The sequence below is a fragment of the Neptunicoccus cionae genome (genome assembly GCF_002860325.1).
Classification (GTDB): domain Bacteria; phylum Pseudomonadota; class Alphaproteobacteria; order Rhodobacterales; family Rhodobacteraceae; genus Amylibacter; species Amylibacter lutimaris.
Genome location: NZ_PKOJ01000004.1, coordinates 36,552 through 56,466 on the forward strand (window position 1 = coordinate 36,552; position 19,915 = coordinate 56,466).

Consider the following 19,915-nt stretch of genomic DNA (forward strand, 5'->3'; position numbering starts at 1 on the left):
CATATTGTTGAGTGAATCAGTTGGTTACTGACTAACCCACTCAAACAAAAGGCTCCACCCTTTTCTTAGTGTTTCTATCAGATTTATGCGATCTTCCGGTTGCAAGACCTTGAAACAACTTTGTGTCGCCCTATTGGGACCATTGAGGGGGTGCCGGAAACGGGATCGGTGATGATGCGCGACTCCAGTCCGAACACTGCCTTGACCATCGATTCTGTTAAAATCTCTGAAGGTGGGCCCTCGGCGTGAATGCCCCTGTCGGCCACGGCGATCAAATGGTCTGCATAGCGTGCGGCAAGATTAAGATCGTGCAACACCATAGCAATCGTTGTGCCTCTACTGGTGTTCATATCCACCAGCAGGTCCAGCACTTCTATCTGGTGGGATACATCCAGAAAGGTGGTCGGCTCATCCAGCAGCAACAGGTCGGTTTCCTGCGCAAGAGCCATTGCAATCCACGCCCGCTGTCGCTGGCCACCCGAAAGCGTGTCGATCTCCCGCTCTGCCAGTTTTTCAATACCGGTTGCCCGCAGCGCCTGTTCGACAGCGTGATCATCCGCAGCCCCCCATCGGGAAAACAGGCTGTGATGGGGGTGACGGCCGCGTCCCACCAGATCGGCGACTGTGATGCCTTCAGGTGCGATCGGGGATTGGGGCAACAACCCCATAATCTGCGCCAGCTTGCGCGAGGGCATGGCATGAACAGACTGCCCGTCCAGCAATACAGAACCGGACACAGAGGGCAAGATCCGCGTCAGGGTACGTAATAGTGTGGATTTTCCCGACGCATTCCCGCCGACAATCGCGGTAATTTTTCCCGCCGGCAGGGCTATGGAAACATCATCCAGAATGGCCTGTTTTTCATATCCTGCGCAAAGGTTCTGCGCTTCAAGGCGGTGATCAAGGCTCATATACTTCCCCCGTTTTTATTGGCCCGCACGATAAGGTACAAAAGGAACGGTGCGCCCACTGCTCCTGTCACCACACCAACCGGCAGGCGGGCTGGTAAAAGAAACTGCCCGGTAAAATCCCCCGCCAGTACAAGAATTGCGCCTGTCAGCGCCGACGCCGCGAGAATTCCCGTGCTCCCGCCAAGCAGTCGGGAAGCGATGGGACCGGACAGAAAGGCGACAAAGGCAATCGGTCCGGAGGCAGAAGTGGCAAAGGCCACCAGCCCGACGGCTGCCAGCGTCACCAATAAGCGTGTTTTGTCAGCCCCGACGCCAAGCGCGCGGGCCGTATCATCGCCCAACCGCAGGACATCCAGATCCCGTGCGGACACAGCCAGAAGCCCGCCAAACAGGATGAACGCTGCGAAAACCGGCGCAACTTCCGACAGTTGCGCCCCGTTTACACTGCCTGTCAGCCAGCGCAGCGCCTCTACGCGGTCCCATTCAGGTGCTTCAAGGATGATATAGGCGGTCACACTGTCCAACATTGCCGAAATGCCGATGCCGACAAGGATGAGCCGGCCACCTGCCCCGCCCCGCCCTGATGACAGCCCCCATATTGTGAAGGCGACCAACAAACCCGCGCAGACAGCGACCAGTGACACGATCCAGCCGTTCAGGGAAAGGATTACAATCGCAAAAACGGCTGCTGCCCCAGCACTGGCACTGATGCCAACTATGTCAGGGCTGGCGAGCGGATTTCGCAACATGACCTGAAAGGCAACTCCGCCCAATCCGAAGCACAGCCCCGTCACGATCGACATGGCAGCACGCGGAAACCGCAGATCGTTTACCACAAACGAGGCTCCGGCGCTGTCGCTTCCAAACAGGGCCGAAAGCACCGCGCTTGGCGCAAGACAGCCGCGCCCGCAGCTTAAGGTCAGGGCGAACAGAAAAATAACCCCTCCCCCGAGCAGGCACAGAACAAGCGCACTGCGGCGGTTGATCCGCCTGCGCGGGGCGGTGCGGGGCGCGGGAAAAGTGATTGCGATACTCATAACCCGCGCATCCTTTGCCGCCGGACCGTCCAGATAAAGAAGGGCGCGCCTACAAAGGCAGTGACAATACCTACGTCCAGTTCGTTCGGGCGTGCAATGATGCGACCCAGCACATCGGCAAGCCCAAGCAGGCACGCGCCTGCAACAGCGGACATGGGCAGTAAGAGGCGGTAGTCAATGCCGAGCGTCAGACGGCAGACATGGGGGACAACCAAACCGACAAAACCGATCGGACCACAAAGCGCTGTGGCTGTGCCGCATAATACGATTGCGCCGCAAGCCGCCAGCGCACGTCCTGTCGCAATGTTCTGTCCCAGCCCTGCGGCCAGTTCCTCGCCCAGTGCAAGGGCATTCAGAATACGGGCCGACGCAAGGCTTAGCAGCAGTCCGGCCCCCAGAAACGGTAATGCAGGCAGGATGGTGTCAAACCGCGCCCCGCCAACACCGCCCACCTGCCAGGACTGGATGCTGCCTGCGATGTCATTTCGTGGCAGGACGACTGCAATGATAAAGGCCGATGCCGCGATAGACGTCGCCGTTCCCGCAAGGGTCAGTTTCAGAGGCGTTGCACCACCCTGCCCCGTGGATCCGACACCATAAACGAAAACCGCCGCACAACCTGCACCCGCAACGCCAAGCCACAAAAACGTGGTCGCGCCACTGATGTCAAACCACGCAATACCGATCACCACGAATAGGGCCGCCCCTGCGTTCACCCCGAGAATACCCGGATCGGCCAGTGGGTTGCGGGTCACACCCTGAATGACAGCCCCCGCCATACCGAGTGCTGCGCCCGCCAGAATAGCAAGAACCGTGCGCGGCACCCGCACCGACACAGCCGCCGCGCCGATAGTATCAATGTGGCCGGTCAACCCGTCCCAAATCTCGGCCCAGGGAACCGAGCGTGTGCCGATGGTCAGCGACAGGAATGCTGTCAGCATCAAAACGGCGATCACCACGATGATCCGCAAGGACAGATTGGGACGGGCAAGGTTCATTTTTCAGCGCGCGCCACGGCGTCTGACAGACGTTGCAGGTAGTCATCAAGAACGTAGTCGATGGACAGGGGTGTCGGGTTTGCAGCGGTGCCCATGGGATCATTTGCCAACAAAACGACAGACCCCCGCGCCATCGCCGGAAAACGTGCAATCAACGGGTTTTTAGCCAGTTCTTCCATGCGGTCCTGATCCCCGTATGTCACCACGAAATCCACATCGTCAAACATGTCGATCCGTTCGGCGCTGACGCGGCCGGAATACTTCCCAGCCTCGCTGGCCTCCTGCACGGCCTTTGGCGTGGTCATGCCCAGATCTTGCAGGAACTGCACGCGCTGGTCAGCAGCAGCGTAAAACCCGATTGTGCTTAGGTCGCGCACATCCAGATGGGTCACAAACATACCTGCCTTGCCGTGCAGTTGCGGATATTTGGCGGCGGCGGTTTCGATCCGGCCTTCAATTTCGGAGACCAGTGCCGCGCCCTCCTCTGCCATGCCCAGTCCTGCTGCGTTCTGGATGATCATTTCGCGCCAAGTCGTGGTCCATGCCCCTTGCGGATAGGCAACGACAGGCGCAATCCGGCTGAGCGTTTCATAGTCGGATTTTGAAATGCCGGAATAGGCCGCCAGAATGACATCGGGATTGGTTGAAGCCACGGCTTCAAAGTCTACCCCGTCGCCTTCATCAAACAGTACTGGTGTTTCTGCGTCCAGTTCTTCCAGTTTTTCCGTGACCCAAGGCAACAACCCGTCACCGTCATCATCCCCCCAGGACGCCCGTGCAAACCCCACCGGCACAATGCCAAGCGCAAGAGGAACTTCATGGTTGGCCCAACCCACAGTCGCAATACGCACGGGGCGCTCTTCGATGATGGTCTGCCCGAAAGCATGCTCCACAGTGACGGGAAATTCCTGCGCAAGAGCGGCAGGGCTTAACAAGGCGAGCCCAATTCCCAAGAGATATCGAAGCATGTGATTTCCTTTTCCGATTAAAATAGTAGGTTAATGCCTGATAGGCAGATTAAACAAGAAGCGCAACCCGTCATTGCCCCTTGATTCTAATAGAGAATTGCCGTCTTGCCCCAGCAGGTGGCGGTGGGAACGGAGCGGCTTTACGGATCAGTCGCACCGCTGCCTGATCAAGGGCCGCAGAGCCGGAACTGCGGGCAACAGATACAGCGGAAAGCGTGCCTCTGGTTGAAACCGAAAAGGCAATTACTGCTGTTCCCCTTGTCCCGACACGGGGTTTTCCGGCGCGCGCGATGCGGCGCATCACCTTGCCGGGGTAATTGCTTGCGACAGCATTCCCGGACTGGTTCGCCTGTGCTTTGCGCTGGCCTGTCTGAGTCGCCTCTGCGGCCTTGTTCTGACCGCTGTTTGCACCTCTTGTGTTGTTGCGCTTCGCATTGCCTTGAGGTGCTTTCTTGGCGGGCTTTTTTACAACCTTTGGTTCGGGTTTTTCGAGCGCTGTCCTGATTTTTTCAGGGTCGCGCGCTTTTGGTCTGGCTGATTGTCGGGGCGCAGCGGTTTCAGGGTCCTGCGCGACCAGAGCTTCGGTCTGTTCTTGTGGTTCAACCGCTTCGAGCGGTTCTATTGCGGAGGTGAGAAGTTGCGGCTCTGCCGCAGGCGGGGCTTCAGCGAGCGGCACCGGCAAGGCCTCTGCAACGGGGAGAATTTCGCTCGGCGTCAGTTCGGCAGGTTGCGCCGCATCGATCTGCGGTTCCGGTTGTTCCGGCTCGATAACGTCGGGCACTACGGGTTCGTCCACCAGTTCTTCGGTTGGTTCCGACATCAGGCTGCCAACTACCATATCTTCGAACTGTGCACCCATGCGTGCCTGCTGCTCGGGGCCGCTGCCGGCCATCTCGGTACCTGCTTCTGGCAGGCTGAACATGCTGGCACCGGCGATAATTCCCGTGGCGAGAACCAGAGAGACGACCTTGGCGGAAGGGGAGTGGAAGATCATTGCAATGACCTCTCTGTCGCCAGCATCACTTGTTTCACGCCTGCCGCCCGCAAATCACGGGTGAGCGTTACAAGGGTACGGGCGGGCAGTTCCCGATCCGGCAGCAGGCGCACTGTGGCGCGGTCCTCTTCGGACAAACTTTCGACAAATGCCGAAACATCGGTCTGGTCAGATCCTTCATAGGTCAGGCGCCCGTCCGGATAGACCACCAGAGCATTTGGCGGGGCTTTGCCTTCAAGTTCATCGGTCCTGACAAGTTTCAGAGCCGGATCGAGAGGTTGGGACAAGGTGCCAGCCACCATAAAGAATACCAGCATCAGAAATACGATGTTGATGAGCGCAATGGTCGGTTCCCGTTGCGGTTTTGCTTTTTCCAGACGCCGCATGATCTACCCCCCGAGAACCGAAACCTGCACCGAAGGAAGCCCCTTCAAGGCCACAAGTAAATCGGTAAGTCTTTGGGCATTGACCTCGCCTTTCAGGGACACCAGTAAAACCGTGCCCTGCTCCGCCTCTGCCAGATCGCTTTGCGCAAGGGTTTCAAGCATCAGATCCTCGCCGTTCAGCCGCAGGCTGTCCGGGCCAAGTTGCAGAAAGTACGGTTTCCTGTCCGATGCGACAGATGCACCAGAACCGGCCGCAGCAAGCTCCACTTCTGCGAATTTGGAAAAGGTGGAAGTAAGCATGAAAAATAGCAGCAGCAGGAAGATGACATCAATCAGGGATGTCATCGACAAACGCCGCCGCCGTCTACGGGTTCTAGCCATGTGAAGGGACCGTATCCGCCAGTGCTTTTTCGCTGCGCACCGCAGGAGACAGGATTGTCAGGATCGCCTTGTCTGTGATGACCCGCTCGGCTTCCATACGTTGTTCAAGCCAACTCAGGATCAGGGCCGTTGGCATGGCAACAACCAGTCCAACTGCTGTGGTCAGCAAGGCAACCCAGATGCCGCCTGCCAGAATGGACGGATCCACCTGTGAACCGGCGGCCTGCAAGGATTGGAACGCCTCGATCATACCCAGCACCGTGCCGAACAATCCCAGAAGCGGAGCGAGTTGTGCAACGGAATCAAGCAGGCGAAACCCGCTTTCCAGCCGCGCAAAACGGGTTTCAGCCTCTGCCTGCAACCGTTCCAGATCGTCTTTGGCCGAAGACATCGCCATCGTCACCACTGGAACGAGATAGCTTTTGGAGCGGGACAAGGCCTGCTGCGCCGCCACGGTGTCACCGCGATCCCAAGAAGCAACCGCTTGGGAAAGCGCCTTATGCCGCCCGACAGCAGACATGCGGAACTGCCAGACTTTGTAGATTGCTACAGCCAGCGTCAGCACAGCAACGCCCATCAGGACAACAACCACCGGACCGCCGGTTTGGGCAATCTGGCGAAAGGAGTCTACCAGTGTGGAAATCAGTTCCATTACCCGACAACCTCTATTTCAGTGCGGGTGGACGGCTCTAGGCCCGCGTCGCAGGCGGCAGGGTCAACCCCCTCACCCTCACAGGCGTTCGCGCCATTGAACAAAACACGGCCCAGACCGTCACACTGCGCCCCGGGCACCACCAACTGACGCACGCGCGCACGCTTCACGGGCAGACTGCCGAAGTTAAACAGGGTCAAACGGTCCACTTTGCCGGAGGTGTCAAATAAAACCGCCTCATAAACCAGTTTGTCGAGCGGGCTTCCCAGACTGTTGGTCAAGACAAAGGTGAGCTTACAGGAACCGTCGATCGATTCTGCAGCGTTCAGTTCGATAGCCAAAGTGTTCTCGGCGGTCTCGGAAGTGGCGGTCTCCGCCAAAGCCATATGGGGCAATAGAAAGAGTGGCGCCAGCACCAGCGCCTTTGGAAGACGGGACATAGGGGCTCCTGTCCTAATCAGAATGGAATGTTTTTGCTGAGATGGCGGGCCATCTTTGGCTGATCTCGCATCGACCACGAACGGGCGTGCGACATGTTCGCTGGGTGCATAACAAAGGTCACATAAAAGCGCAATCCCGACTTTTCTTGTCGGAAACCTGCCCGTGCCCGCGTAACTGAGCGCTGGAAAAGAATTTTCCGTCACGGATTCCACACGATCAAACGTTCCTAAACGCAGCGGACCTTGGCTGTTTTTAAGGCATATTCCGGTCCGGACGTGCCGGCTTTTGCCTCCAACACACCGCTATTGTTGACATATCTGCCTTTGCTAAGTTGTATTGCCCTGAATGCTGTTTCAGGCCTAACTTTTTAATTTATGTCCGCGATGCGGGCAAAAAGACGAATACCCAAGGACGCACGTCATGTACGATTTAGCGGATTATCCCTCCTCACCGACTGTTTTGACTGTAGGAAGCACCTACACAATAACATCTAAAGGCGCGGACCTCGGGGGCTGGTTTTCTTTTTGGGCCGAGTACGATTCTCTCTATACAATCATCGTTTCATCAAGTGATGAAACCTTGTCCAATGCCATCGGTTCGCTGGATGTCGAATCTACCTCCTTCGCCCCGATCGGAGTTAGCTGGCCAGCAGGCTCGGATACCTATGCCGGAGAAGGCGCGGTTCAAATTGCCGGTTATGACAGCGTCAATGCGGACTATTACACCCGTGTTACGCTGGAAACGGCTGCGGCCGACAGCTTCTACAGTTCGATCTTCGGTCCTGACGATTTATCCGGCTGGTATGTTGCACCGGTAGATGCTTTTGAACCGTATTACGGGGCGCGCACAATTGATCCGGACGCAACCTACACCTATCAGATTTCCGTTGTCGAAGGCGACGGGACGGATTTCGTCGTGGATGACTGGGGTGATGATGTAGCCAGCGGCGGTCGCTTTGACAAAGAAGCAGCGGCATCACTGACTTCGCCAGATCAGGTGATATCGGGGGTGATAGAGGAATCCGCTGACAAGGATGTGTTTAACATCACTTTAAGAGCCGGTTTTACCTATGACATCCATGTTGCTTCCGACGATGGCACGCTGATAGCGGACGGGTTGGACTTTATTGATGTCGATGTGAATCTGGCGAGCGGTCTCTGGCTGGGTTCGGGTCACTACGATCCGACTAGCGGAACGGAATCAGGAGCTATCGCGACGGCCGGTCTCTCACTGGACTGGCAGGGAAGCTGGACACCGGGACAAGACGTGGAAGCGGCTATTACCGTGCAGGGCGCGGTAAACCCTCTCACAGGGGAAAGGGACATTGGCGCTTATACCGTATGGGTTACGCCAGCGGATGATCGGGGCGGCAACGCGCTGACGCCGGATGTAATCTTTCGCAACGACAAACAGGCAGGCGTCATTCAGGAACCTGATCCGGAATCGCTGATCAACCGATTTGGCGAGGAAGATTGGTACCGTATTGACGGCGGGGTGATAGAAGGCTTCACCTATGTGATCACCGCGAAATCCCTGTCAAAGGACATGTCCGCGCTGGATCTCAGTCTTTATCAGGACACTGGCGCATTGCGGGTAACACCTCGCAGGGATTTTCTGGTCTACGAGGCCGATGCAACCGAAGACATGCTGATCGCGGTGGAGGCGGGTTTTGACGATGAATACGGCGCGTATGAAATCGAGTTGGGACAGTATTCGGGCAAGGTGAAAATCTACGAAGGCACCGATGCCAAGGTCGTGACAGGCACAGGCGACAGCGATTTGGTGTTGCTTGATAAGGGCGATGACCGGGTCAACGGGCGTGGAGGAGACGATACAATATCGGGTGGCGCCGGTGACGATTTCCTGTCTGGCAAAGGCGGGCGGGACAGTATTTCAGGAGACGGCGGCAAAGACAGTATCGAAGGTGGCAATGGCAGCGACAGCCTTTCGGGCGGCGGCGGCAAGGATACCCTGTCCGGACAGAAGGGAAGCGATATTCTGTTCGGCGGCGGCGGCAGTGACAAACTGTTCGGTGGAGGTGGCAGTGATAAGATCAGCGGCGGCGGCGGCAAGGACAAGCTGACAGGCGCAGCAGGTAAGGACACTCTTGATGGTGGTGCTGGCAACGACAGCCTGTTTGGTGGCGGCGGGAAAGACACCCTATTTGGCGGCGGCGGGAAAGACAGCCTTTCCGGAGGCAATGGCAGTGATCTGCTTGAAGGTGGCGGCGGCGCGGACAAGCTCGACGGGGGGGCAAAGGCCGATACCCTGAGCGGTGGCGCTGGCAATGACACACTGAGCGGCGGGGCAGGCTCGGATGTGCTGCGGGGCGATGCCGGTAAGGACTGGATAGAAGGCGGCAGCGGCGATGATCTGATTGAAGGCGACGTCGGGAATGATGTGTTGCTGGACGGTGCAGGTGATGACTCGCTGTTCGGTGGTGAAGGCAATGACAGTTTGCTTGGCGGAAACGGGTTTGACGTGCTGTTTGGCGGCGACGGAGATGACCTGTTGATCTGGTCGTCGCACAAAAATTCTGCTGGCGGGACGTTCTACGGTGGCGACGGTGTTGATACAGCACGCTTTTATGTGGACGCCGAACTGGCCGCATCTGCCGAGTTCCGTTCGGAGCTGGCGCAATATCAGCAACAGCTTTCCCTGAGCGCAGGGGCTGTCCCTTTCCGTTTTGAAACAATCGGCGTGACGCTGGCGGGAATTGAAGAAGCCAGTTTTCTTGTACAGGCCGATAAACTGACTGCATATGCGGATCAGGCTGCGCTTGATGCGTATCGTTCGGTTACAGGCAATGTGCTGGACAACGACGGATCGGAAAGCCCGTTTGACAGTTTGAAAATCGTGGCTGTGGCGGGCCAGAAAGCGTTGGTCGGTGCAGATGTCGCAACCGACTACGGGGTTTTGCGGCTCGAAGAAGACGGCAGCTATACCTACCAGTCAGAGTATTTTTCCCCTACAACCCAAGGACTTGCGGCGGGGGAGGTTGCACGCGACCAACTGACTTACACAGTTGCTACCGCAACCGGCAAGGAAACCGCGACGCTAACCTTGGAAATTACCGGCACCAACGAATTCCCGACCTTTGAAGCAGTAACCTACGCTGCGGTCGAGGACGGGTCTGCTGTGACGATCGACTTGCGGGACCACGCTGATGATATTGACTCTGACGATGACAGCACAACGCTGACCTATTCGGTATTCCGGCAACCCGCCGAAGGTTTGGTCTCTATTGACGGCACTTTCATGACCTTCGAACCCGGTGCCGATTTCCAGGATCTTGGTGAAGGGGAAACCCGCGAAGTTTCGGCAAGCGTAATGATCAAGGACAGCCACGGTGAAAGCAATCTTGGCACCGTTACCTTCAAGGTTGAGGGTCGGGCAGATGTGATTGATCCCAAACAATACGGCTTCCGAATTGACGGCGTCGATCCTGATGATGGCGTCGGATATGCTCTCTCTTCTGCAGGTGACATAAACGGGGATGGTTTCGATGATATTGTCATTGGCGCCTATAAGTCAGATCCGGATGGTTCAAGTTCCGCCGGTTTGGCCTATGTTGTCTTCGGAACAGCCGACTCCCCCGCGGCGCCGGTTGATTTGTCGGCTCTCGACGGCATCAACGGATTCACTCTGAACGGTGCTGCCGCGGGTGATTTTTTCGGGTTCTCCGTGTCGGCTGCCGGTGATGTAAATGGCGACGGCATTGATGATTTCATGATCGGGGCTTACGGCGTTGATTTCGGTCGCCAGCTTGACGCCGGAACGACCTATGTGGTCTTCGGGTCCACTTCGGGCTTTCCGGCCAATCTCGACCCGTCGGCGCTTGACGGAACAAATGGCTTCGCCGTTATCGGGAAGGGCTACGTCAATCATTCCGGATTTTCTGTTTCGGATGCCGGAGATGTTAACGGGGACGGATTTGCTGATATCCTGATTGGTGCCCCGAACAATGTGACTGGCAACAAGGCTTATGTGATCTACGGATCGGATACGGGGTTTGATGCCAGCCTCTATCCTGACGGGCTGGACGGGACACACGGCTTCGTGGTGTCTGACAGTGAGGACGGCAGCAAATTCGGCTATTCCGTCTCTGCCGCCGGAGATGTGAACGGTGACGGTATCGACGATATTATCATCGGCACGCCCTACTCTGATGAAGGCAGCTTCTTTAACGTTGGTAAAAGCTATGTCGTGTTTGGCACGGAAACAGCCCGCAGCAGCATTGATGTATCCGCGCTTGATGGAACAAACGGCTTTGAGATGTACCGCGCCAACGGCACGAACCGCTTGCTTGGATCAGAGGTTTCATCTGCGGGGGACATGAACGGGGACGGCATTGATGACATGCTTGTTCTGGAATCCGACAGCCGCGGGTATGTGGTGTACGGCAGGACAGACCCTTTTAACGCCCGTGTGGATCTGGCCAGTCTGGATGCAGCGCAAGGATTCGAGTTGCATACGGGAAGCGTCAAAGAAGTCGCGTTCGTCGGGGCCTCTGCCGGTGATGTAAATAACGATGGTTTTGATGACATCCTGATCGGTGCGAGGGGGACTGAAGTGGATGGCGCGGCTTCTGCTGGCGAAACATACCTGATCTTCGGTCAGGCAGAGGGGTATGAGGATGTCCTTCGTTTGACCGATCTGGACGGGACAAACGGCTTTGTGTTCCATGGAATGGATGAATTCGATTTGACCGGAAGCGCGGTTTCTTCTGCTGACGTGAACGGTGACGGAATTGCCGATGTAATTATCGGGGCAACCGGCCACAGTTCCGATCCGGGCAAGAGTTATGTCGTTTACGGCGGGGAAACAGCTCTGGCCGATTACGACGCGGCAGATGGGACACCTGATGGCCGCATTGCCCTGTCCTATCTCGGATCAGATCCTTTCGAGCTTTATGCCTAAAACCTGACGAAGCGGGGGCAGTCTGCTTTCAAGTCTCACGAAGTTGAGAGTTTAAAAAAGGTGATCTTGCATAGTAAGGCTTGCTTAATATAAGTATGACTTTCAACAAACAGGTCCCGTGAATGAAAAAACCTATCGACAGTGACAATTTTTCCTTCCTGCTGTTGGACGTGGCGAGGCTGTTGCGGGCGGATTTTGAACGGCGGGTCGCAGATGCTGCGCTTTGCGTGACACCGGGGGAAGCGCGGACGCTTGCGAATGTGGCGCGCTTCGGCCCGTTACGACAACATGATCTGGCCAATCTGACCGGCATTGGCCCGATGAGTGTGACAGGCATGATCGACAATCTGGAGAAAGCAGGACTGGTGGAACGAACACCTGATCCTGACGACCGCAGGGCGAAGCAGGTTCAGATCACGAATAAAGCGCACGCTTTGCTGGAAGAACTGCACCGGATCGGAGAGGACGTTCGCGCAGTCTCTCGGGGTGGCCTTTCGGCTGACGAGTGGGACACCTTCCACCGCTTGTTGAAAACTGCGCGGGACAACCATTTAAGCGCGCACCACAGTAGACGAAGCTCGGGAAAGACAGAGCCATGAGTATTGCAGAGACTATTCACCCGCAAAAAACCGCCACGGACAGTCCTAAAATGTCTGCCCGCAGGGTAAGCCTGCTCGGGGCGCTGTTCATTGCAACCGGCCCTATTGCGATGGCACTTTACACGCCGGCCATGGCCGAGGTTGTCACGGCTTTCGGTACAACGAACTCATTAGTAAAGATGACGTTGACGCTTTATTTTGCGGGGTTCGCCTCTGCGCAACTTATCGCGGGGCCGGTCTCGGATGCTTTGGGGCGGAGGCCGGTGATCATCGGGTTTATGGCCCTGTTTGTCGCGGCAAGCCTGCTGGCACTGGTGGCACCAACAATTGAAACACTAATCGCTGCACGTTTCATGCAGGGGGTCGGTGCCAGCGCGGGGGTTGCGATTTCGCGTGCCTTGATCCGCGATATGTTTGAAGGCGATGAGTCTTCCAAAATCATGAACCTGATGGGGATTATACTGGCTGTTGCCCCGGCGATGGCCCCTGCCCTCGGGGGAGTGGCTGTTACCTATGCGGGGTGGCATTCGGTTTTCGGCTTGATGATGGTGTTTGGACTTGTCGTTATCACTCTGGCGGTGTCAAGCCTTGAGGAAACCATCGTGCCGGACCGCAGCCGCCTGAATTTGCGGGCGCTTGGCGGGTCTTATCTGACTCTTTTGTCCAACCGCCACTTTATGGCGACAACGCTGACCATCGCAGGTTCTATCGGTGCGATCTACGCGCTTGCCACCATCCTCCCGTTTATCCTGATGCAAAGGCTGGGGCTCAGTCCGACTGTATTCGGGCTGTGGATGTTGTCCCAGTCCGGCAGTTTCTTCATCGGCTCCCTGACAGTAAGGCGGTTAATGAAAAACCGGAGCGCTTACCGGCTTGTGACACCGGGTCTGGTTGTGATCATGGCTGGCAGCGCCATGATCCTGTCCCTGCTTTTCGCTGAAGTCTCCGTTCTCCGCGTTATGGTTCCGGTTGCTTTTTATACTTTTGGCATCGCCTTCGTTATGCCAGCAATGTCAACGGCTGCTTTGGCTCCGTTTCCCAAAATGGCGGGCGCGGCATCTTCGCTAATGGGCTTTTTCCAGATGGGTGCAGGGCTTTTCGTCGGTTCGCTTGCGGCGTTGTTCGCTGACCCTGTGATCGCTCTTTCGGTTCTGATTCCCGCAATGGGAACAGTCGCCAGCCTGTCCTATATCTTCTACCGGCGGAATCCCCATCTGGCGGAACCTGAACCGCGCAAGAATGCTATCAGCGGGCCGCCTGTTGGCCGGTCTTGGATGCCATCCCGTAAGGATTAGGAAGAGAGGGGCAAACGGGAGTTGCGGATTTTCTGTTCCCGAAGCGCCGCCAGTCGGTCCCATAAATCCTGCGCGGTTTTCCACGCGATCTGTTGTTTTTCAGCGCTGCTTAGCCTTGCTGGTGCCAAAGCGTGACCATAAGGATCATCCTTGAAAATCGGATAATCCGATCCCAGCATCAAGCGGTCCGCGCCATACAACTGAACTGCCGCTTCCAATGCGCGTGGCCCGAGAGAAGCGCAATCATACCAAAGACGGCGCAGTCGATCTGTCGGGAAAGGGTCATCCGGCGTCCGGTGCCGCGCAATGCTTTCAATGCGTTCAAAAACAAACGGCAAAGTGCCCCCCAAATTCACCACCTGAAAGCTGATATCGGGGAAAGCTTCCAGCATATCCGACAGGATCACCGTCAGGGCCACCTGCGACGCGCTTGATTGCAATTCGATCGCAGAAAGTCTGAATTGAACGTTGTCTTGCGGTCGTGGCGGCAGCACTTGCCCGAGCTTCAGGCCGGGATGCAACATAATATGGCATCCATATTCGTTGGCGGCTTGCAGCAAGGGCCGCATTTCTTCGGCTTCCGCAAGAGAGTTGAAATAGTTAGAGGGCAGAATGATGCCCGGCAAGCCGAGATCCCGCCGCACTCGGATCACTTCGGCGCAGGCAAGCTCCATGTCAGCCAGCGGCACGCCCGCAAGCCCGATCAATGCGCCCTTTGTGTCTTTGTTAAGCTGCGCCAAACCGGTGTTAAAGGTCGAGATTGTCTCTGCAATTTCAGCAGCGGGCAGCAGTTCGACCCCCAAAGCGCCGGGAAAGGTCAACAGGCGGTGGGTCAGTCCGGTGGCCCTCATCTGCTGCAACCCCACGCGGTAGTCGTGATAGTGTTCGGTGAATTCAAACTCGCCATTCATAGCAACCATCATCAGCCTGCCATCATCGGCGCGTCGCAAATAGGGCCGTTCGCTACGGGACATCAGGGCTTCCACCAGCCCGCTCCCGTAGAAATGCGAATGCATATCTATGCGTTTGTCGATATTGCTCATGTTTGGTCTGAAAATTCGTTGGCAACTGTCATTTAAGCGAACGCCTTTAGATACGCTTTCTGTCTGTGCATACTCTTGTGGCACTTCGAATGCGTCAACGGTCTTCGCAAACTCGCCGGAGAATTCGTGTTTGCCGGCAGGGGCGCTTGCCTCGCTTTCTTATTCTGGATGACCGAAGAATGCTGAAAACCCCTTCCTAAGGGCATTCTTATGTTTTATATGTGCATACATATTATTAACGGAGTCGCGTGGATGATTTTTGCAAACCGAGCTTTGCTCCCGACCGGTTGGGTGGAAAACCTGCGCCTGACCCTGTCTGAGGGGCGGATTGAAACGATTGGTGTCTCGCAAACCGCCCGCGACGGAGATACGAGGGTGGATGTCCTTCTGCCCGCACTTGCAAACCTGCATTCTCACAGTTTTCAGCGGGCCATGGCGGGGATGACCGAATATCGCAAAGCCGGAAAAGACAGTTTCTGGACATGGCGCGATCTGATGTATCGGTTCACAAAAGAACTGTCACCGGATCAGATCGAAGCTATTGCCGCGCTTGTATTTATGGAAATGCAGGAAGCGGGCTATGCCAGTGTCGGAGAGTTTCACTATGTGCATCACCAGCCTGATGGCACACCTTACGACGACCTCGCCGAACTGTCGGGGCGGATTGCCGCGGCCGTTGCGGAAACAGGCATTGGTCTGACACATCTTCCGGTTTTATACACTTATGGCGGTGCCGGACAGGTGCCGCTGCAAGCCGGTCAGGCCCGCTTTGGCAACACGGTAGACCGTTACAACGACCTTGTGGAACGGGCACGTTATCTGCTTCGCTCGCTCCCCGCCGATTGTCAGGTCGGCATCGCACCCCATTCCCTTCGGGCCACCTGCCCCGAAGAACTGGGGGCGGTCTTACAGGATCATGGCAAAGGTCCGGTTCACATCCACATTGCAGAGCAACCCAAGGAAGTTGCCGATATTTTGCAATGGCTGGGCGCGCGTCCGGTAGAATGGTTGCTTGAAAATGTGGGTGTCTCCGACAAATGGTGCCTGATTCACGCAACTCACATGACCGAAGCCGAGACACGGGACATGGCCAGATCCGCTGCTGTCGCAGGTCTCTGTCCGATCACAGAAGCTAATCTCGGCGATGGACCTTTCAATGGCCCGTCCTATCTGGCGCAGGGTGGGCGGTTCGGGATCGGTTCTGATTCCAATGTCCTGATTTCCCTTACAGAAGAAATTCGAACGCTCGAATACTCCCAAAGACTGCGGGATGTGGCCCGGAATGTCATGGTTGTTGGTGAAGGTTCTATTGGCGAAACGCTCTATCGGGGGGCAGCCAGAGGTGGCGCGCAGGCATTGGGCCGTGGTACAGGTGAAATCGCCGTCGGGGAACTGGCGGATCTGATGGCTATAGACAGTACAGACATTGCGCTTTGCGCTTTGCAGACCCATCAGCTTATCGACGGCCTCTGTTTTGCCGGACGGGACCGCGTTGTTACCGACGTCTGGTCGGCCGGGCGGCATTCGGTCAGGGGCGGACAACATATCGGACGGGAACGGATTGTTGCGAACTACCGCACGGCTATGAAAAACCTGATGTCGGCGCTTTAAATTGTGAAACAGGGTAACTGCCTGCCCATGTTCTCGCTTCGGGGTTATCCATCGATGGGCTTGCTGGCCCCTGCCCGTTCCGCGTCAATCATCCGCTGTAGTTTCATTCGAAAGGTTTTCGCACCGAGATCCAGTCCAAGATCAATATTCGGCGTAACCATTTCCGCCATGTTCTTGTGAACAGCTTCCAGAACTGCCTTGTCTTCATTAAAGGCCATTATCGCCCCGTCATTCATCTGCTTTGACACTTCAGCATCATGCGGGTCGGTATTGCGGTGCTGGAACCAGATGTAACGGGTGTTGTTCTCATCCACCGGCGTCATGAAGTTGTAAGAGATGTTGATGTAGGTGTCATCCATAAGTGGCGCGTCGTCACCGCCGGTTCCGGCTGGTGTGTAAACCGACTTGTTCAATGCGATAGAAGGCAGACACAATTCGTAATGCTGTTTTCGATCGCAGTTGCCTTTGAACTTTACCAAGTTCTTATAATATGGCGAGGGGGGCTGATCTAATATCCAGCGTGACACGATTACTCCACGGTCTGTTTGTTCCATCTGCAATGGTGCATCATCGGTGCCGCTGCCCCCGAATGAAGTGACATGGACCCATGCGACATGGCTCGGATCAAGCAGGTTGTCACAGACCCAAAGATAATTGCAGGCGATTGGCAGTGTACCCCCGTCGGTGTAGCCCCAAGCCGGATTGTCGTAGTTCTCGATCTCGAATATTGCGTCCGGATCAGCCATTGCAGGATCACCCATCCAGATCCACAACAGTCGGTAGCGGTCGACTACCGGATAGGATTTCACCACAGCCCGACGCGGGGTCATGCCCCTTTGAGTTGGCGAATCTGTGCAGTTTCCGGTGCAGTCGAAAGTGAGCCCGTGATACCCGCACACAACGGTATCGCCTTCAAGTTGCCCCATCGAAAGCGGCAGTTTCCGGTGCGGGCACGCATCTTCCAGCGCAACCGCAGCTCCGTCGGACCGGCGATAGAAAACGATATTTTCGCCGAGTAGTTTCTGAGCCTTCAACTGACGGCCATAATCCTTACTCCAACCCGCAACATACCAGCAATTGCGCAGAAACATCGGCATCTCCTACTCGTACTTCGGCTTCAGGTTAAGTCGGACAAAGCATGGTTACAATTCATCATTGTTTATAAGTATCTTCAGCTGACCTTATGGACAGCGGCACGGCTTCCGGTCAGTGACGGAGAGAGTTTTCTTCACAACCCATGCAGAAAAGAGCCTTGGAATCGGGCAGCCCGCACTGTCTTGCCATTTCCCGGGCACAGACCTAGCATGAGAGGACTTAGTGAAATGCGGGTAAAGAAATGCCGCGCCTCACGGCGAAGTCTTGCAACCATGCGGCGCCAGAACATGAGCCTTGTCCGGTTCTGCAACCTTGTCCGTATCGCGCAATATTCGGTTACCCAACTCCTTTGGAAATTTGTCTGTTCATGTTGAAAACCCTGCCATTCAATGCCCTCAGAACGTTGGAAGCCGTGGTCAGGCTTCGCGGTTTCGGACGGGCAGCCGATGAACTGAACATTTCGCAAAGTGCTGTAAGCCAACATATAAAGCAGCTTGAAGACTGGCTTGGCCACCAGCTTATGATCCGTAAAAACCCCAAGGTTTTACCGACGGACGCGGGTGTCCGTCTGGCGACTGCCGCACGCAACGGGTTTGGCATGGTGGAAACGGTTTGCGACAGCCTTCGTGACAGCAAAGCAGCGGCGAACAAAGGGTTGTTGGTCGCGGCCCCGCCGGGGTTTGCCTTTATCTGGCTGTTGCCGAGATTGCTCGACTTTAACGACAGTCACCCGAGCATACAGATATCCCTTTCGACAGACCCGAAATCGCTCGATCCGGGTAGCAGCACAGCGGATGTAATTATCGCCTACAGCACCGGCGGCTTTCCTGCGCTGCATTCAGAAAAACTTATGGGCGAACGGATGTATCCTGTCTGCGCGCCGACACTGGCGGAGCAGATAAGAACCCCTCGGGATCTGGATCGTTTTACATTATTACAGGATGGCCCACCGGCAGAAGGCCATCTTTCGAACTGGGATTTCTGGGCCTCCGAACTCGGAATGAAGGTGCCGGTTCCTGATAAGAAGCAGGTTTACAGCCAAGCCAATATGGTCATTCAGGCTGCGATCAACGGCTCGGGGGTTGCAATGGGTCGCTGCCCGCTGGTGCGGGACGCGCTGCAAGCGGGCCAGTTGGTACGCCCTTTCCCGCAAGACGCAGAATCGCAATTCTCCTACTGGTTTGTCTGCACCCATAACAAGGCTCAGCTAAAATCCACGCGGCAGTTTCGTGACTGGCTGCACGGGAAGGCCGCTCCGTTCAACGAGGTACCGGCACCGGTTCACCTGTAAGACAGACGTTCGCCAGCACTTTGTCCTACCGAGGTGCGCGGATTGTCGAAGATTTCCTTCATCTCGGGATATCGGGACAATAGTGCTGCGCCGCCAGCGAGCCGTTCCGGAAAAAGCCGACCGTTTTCCCAAATTGCAACACCGTCGAGTCGCACAGTCGGGTCGAGAACGTTAAGTGATATTTCACCCGGTGGTTCCGTCCCGCAGGTATGCAGGTGCAGGATACGTGGATTGCCGAACGCGCCGCCGCTCCAGCGTTCAAAATGGCGCGCGGCTTTCTGTTTGTACGAAAGTCCGGGATGAATACCCGCGTGCCATGAATGCACCGCATAGGTGTCGAGGTTTAGTATGCGGCCGACAAATTCGTAATGTGCCCGCGCCGACTTTATGTCCTGTTTTGTGCCATCAAACCCTTGGATGCGTGAACCGCTGATCCTGACGAATAATGTGTCCCTGATTTCGCAGGTCCAGGGTGTGTAAAAACTCGAACCGGTCCCTGTGAGAAATCCCGTTTGCGCGATACGGCCTTTGAAACCTGCGGAAGAAACCGGCTTGAAAACGGATAGGGGAAACCGTTTCAAAGCGGTATCACAGGCGGAGGTTTTGGAACTTCCGACGCTGCCGCGGTAGTCCGTTCCGGCGGGACAGGTTACATGAATATCCCGTGCAGTGGACATTGCCTTGGATACAATCTGTTCCAGCGCAGCGAAGGCGTGGTAATCCGTTTCCCCGAACGGCGAACCCATCATCTCACAATCCAGCGCATGGCACATGACCTGCGCTGATTTCAACGCGTTGGGGCGGAACCTGATCTGATCCCCCAAGCGTCCCAGAAAAACCGCGCAATCTGCTCTTTCAATGCGCGCAACCAGATCGGGGGCGAGTTGTGTCGCCTGTTTGTGTAAGGCTACGCCGTAAAGTTCGGACTGATAGTCGAGTTGCTTGGCGGCTTTGGCAACCATTTCGGGGAGTGCCGGATCGTAGTAGCCGTCGTTTTCAGTCTCGTGAATAAACAGAACCGATTGTCCGGCTTCGCATCCGGCACAATTTTCCAACAGGTTGCGCGTGCTTTTGACCAGAGAGTTGTGAACAACTTCAAGCATATCCATCTCCTTATTCCGTGCCAGCCAGACGCGGTTTCAGGGTTTGGAAAAGGCGTAACAGGGTGCGAAACACGCCGCTATATACGAAAGGTTATGCGTCGCATTTGGTCAGCTTATGGGGAGGGGGCGAACCTTGCACATGCGGGCATTTAGCCTATAAAGATAGACATAATAATTTATGAAGGCAGCC

17 protein-coding genes are annotated in these 19,915 nt (G+C 56.1%); 5 read left to right on the forward strand and 12 right to left on the reverse strand.

The genetic code is table 11. From position 1 onward, the window contains the following. Positions 1 to 83 precede the first annotated feature (83 nt). From C0U40_RS10860 to C0U40_RS10900, 9 genes are all read right to left on the reverse strand, one after another. Positions 84 to 911, reverse strand: coding sequence for an ABC transporter ATP-binding protein (locus C0U40_RS10860; RefSeq protein ID WP_101655815.1), 828 nt, complete (start codon positions 909 to 911; stop codon positions 84 to 86). Further along, positions 908 to 1,948, reverse strand: coding sequence for a FecCD family ABC transporter permease (locus C0U40_RS10865; RefSeq protein WP_101655816.1), 1,041 nt, complete (start codon positions 1,946 to 1,948; stop codon positions 908 to 910). Before C0U40_RS10865 ends, C0U40_RS10860 begins: the two co-directional genes overlap by 4 nt. After that, positions 1,945 to 2,946 carry a FecCD family ABC transporter permease gene (locus C0U40_RS10870; RefSeq protein WP_101655817.1) on the reverse strand — a complete coding sequence of 334 codons (1,002 nt, stop codon included), beginning with the start codon at positions 2,944 to 2,946 and terminating at the stop codon, positions 1,945 to 1,947. Before C0U40_RS10870 ends, C0U40_RS10865 begins: the two co-directional genes overlap by 4 nt. Then, positions 2,943 to 3,914, reverse strand: coding sequence for an iron-siderophore ABC transporter substrate-binding protein (locus tag C0U40_RS10875; RefSeq protein WP_101655818.1), 972 nt, complete (start codon positions 3,912 to 3,914; stop codon positions 2,943 to 2,945). Before C0U40_RS10875 ends, C0U40_RS10870 begins: the two co-directional genes overlap by 4 nt. Positions 3,915 to 3,984: 70 nt before the next feature. Further along, the gene (locus C0U40_RS10880) at positions 3,985 to 4,908 is read right to left on the reverse strand and encodes an energy transducer TonB (protein ID WP_101655819.1); all 924 of its coding nucleotides are present in this window, start codon (positions 4,906 to 4,908) and stop codon (positions 3,985 to 3,987) included. Further along, on the reverse strand, positions 4,905 to 5,294 hold the full coding sequence (locus C0U40_RS10885) for an ExbD/TolR family protein (protein WP_101655820.1): 390 nt from the start codon (positions 5,292 to 5,294) through the stop codon (positions 4,905 to 4,907). Before C0U40_RS10885 ends, C0U40_RS10880 begins: the two co-directional genes overlap by 4 nt. Positions 5,295 to 5,297: 3 nt before the next feature. Further along, positions 5,298 to 5,675 carry a biopolymer transporter ExbD gene (locus tag C0U40_RS10890; protein ID WP_101655821.1) on the reverse strand — a complete coding sequence of 126 codons (378 nt, stop codon included), beginning with the start codon at positions 5,673 to 5,675 and terminating at the stop codon, positions 5,298 to 5,300. After that, positions 5,668 to 6,327, reverse strand: coding sequence for a MotA/TolQ/ExbB proton channel family protein (locus C0U40_RS10895; protein WP_101655822.1), 660 nt, complete (start codon positions 6,325 to 6,327; stop codon positions 5,668 to 5,670). Before C0U40_RS10895 ends, C0U40_RS10890 begins: the two co-directional genes overlap by 8 nt. Continuing rightward, positions 6,327 to 6,767 (reverse strand): hypothetical protein, encoded by a 441-nt coding sequence (locus tag C0U40_RS10900; protein WP_101655823.1) that lies wholly within the window; start codon positions 6,765 to 6,767, stop codon positions 6,327 to 6,329. Before C0U40_RS10900 ends, C0U40_RS10895 begins: the two co-directional genes overlap by 1 nt. A 421-nt stretch (positions 6,768 to 7,188) precedes the next feature. Between C0U40_RS10900 and C0U40_RS10905 the strand changes: the two genes are divergently transcribed. The 3 genes from C0U40_RS10905 to C0U40_RS10915 all read left to right on the forward strand — a co-directional run bounded on the left by C0U40_RS10905 (position 7,189) and on the right by C0U40_RS10915 (position 13,582). Beyond that, entirely contained in the window at positions 7,189 to 11,688 is a 4,500-nt protein-coding gene (locus C0U40_RS10905; RefSeq protein ID WP_101655824.1) for a calcium-binding protein, read from the forward strand. Between the two features lie 122 nt (positions 11,689 to 11,810). Continuing rightward, positions 11,811 to 12,287 carry a MarR family winged helix-turn-helix transcriptional regulator gene (locus tag C0U40_RS10910; RefSeq protein ID WP_101655825.1) on the forward strand — a complete coding sequence of 159 codons (477 nt, stop codon included), beginning with the start codon at positions 11,811 to 11,813 and terminating at the stop codon, positions 12,285 to 12,287. Then, positions 12,284 to 13,582 carry a multidrug effflux MFS transporter gene (locus C0U40_RS10915; protein ID WP_286134911.1) on the forward strand — a complete coding sequence of 433 codons (1,299 nt, stop codon included), beginning with the start codon at positions 12,284 to 12,286 and terminating at the stop codon, positions 13,580 to 13,582. The genes C0U40_RS10910 and C0U40_RS10915 overlap by 4 nt, the downstream gene beginning before the upstream one ends. Here the strand turns inward: C0U40_RS10915 and C0U40_RS10920 are convergent. Further along, positions 13,579 to 14,625, reverse strand: a complete 1,047-nt coding sequence (locus tag C0U40_RS10920; RefSeq protein ID WP_101655826.1) for an amidohydrolase family protein — start codon at positions 14,623 to 14,625, stop codon at positions 13,579 to 13,581. The two genes, C0U40_RS10915 and C0U40_RS10920, sit on opposite strands and share 4 nt — an antisense overlap. A gap of 252 nt (positions 14,626 to 14,877) precedes the next feature. Between C0U40_RS10920 and C0U40_RS10925 the strand changes: the two genes are divergently transcribed. After that, positions 14,878 to 16,236 (forward strand): formimidoylglutamate deiminase, encoded by a 1,359-nt coding sequence (locus tag C0U40_RS10925; protein WP_101655827.1) that lies wholly within the window; start codon positions 14,878 to 14,880, stop codon positions 16,234 to 16,236. A gap of 44 nt (positions 16,237 to 16,280) precedes the next feature. Here the strand turns inward: C0U40_RS10925 and C0U40_RS10930 are convergent, their stop codons facing one another. Beyond that, positions 16,281 to 17,327, reverse strand: a complete 1,047-nt coding sequence (locus C0U40_RS10930) for an aromatic ring-hydroxylating dioxygenase subunit alpha (protein WP_101655828.1) — start codon at positions 17,325 to 17,327, stop codon at positions 16,281 to 16,283. Positions 17,328 to 17,698: 371 nt separating this feature from the next. Here C0U40_RS10930 and C0U40_RS10935 point away from each other — a divergent pair, with 371 nt between their 5' ends. After that, complete coding sequence (locus C0U40_RS10935; protein WP_180957678.1) at positions 17,699 to 18,622, forward strand: LysR substrate-binding domain-containing protein; 924 nt, start codon at positions 17,699 to 17,701, stop codon at positions 18,620 to 18,622. Here the strand turns inward: C0U40_RS10935 and C0U40_RS10940 are convergent. Continuing rightward, positions 18,613 to 19,725, reverse strand: a complete 1,113-nt coding sequence (locus C0U40_RS10940; protein WP_101655830.1) for a hypothetical protein — start codon at positions 19,723 to 19,725, stop codon at positions 18,613 to 18,615. The two genes, C0U40_RS10935 and C0U40_RS10940, sit on opposite strands and share 10 nt — an antisense overlap. Between the last annotated feature and the right edge of the window lie 190 nt (positions 19,726 to 19,915).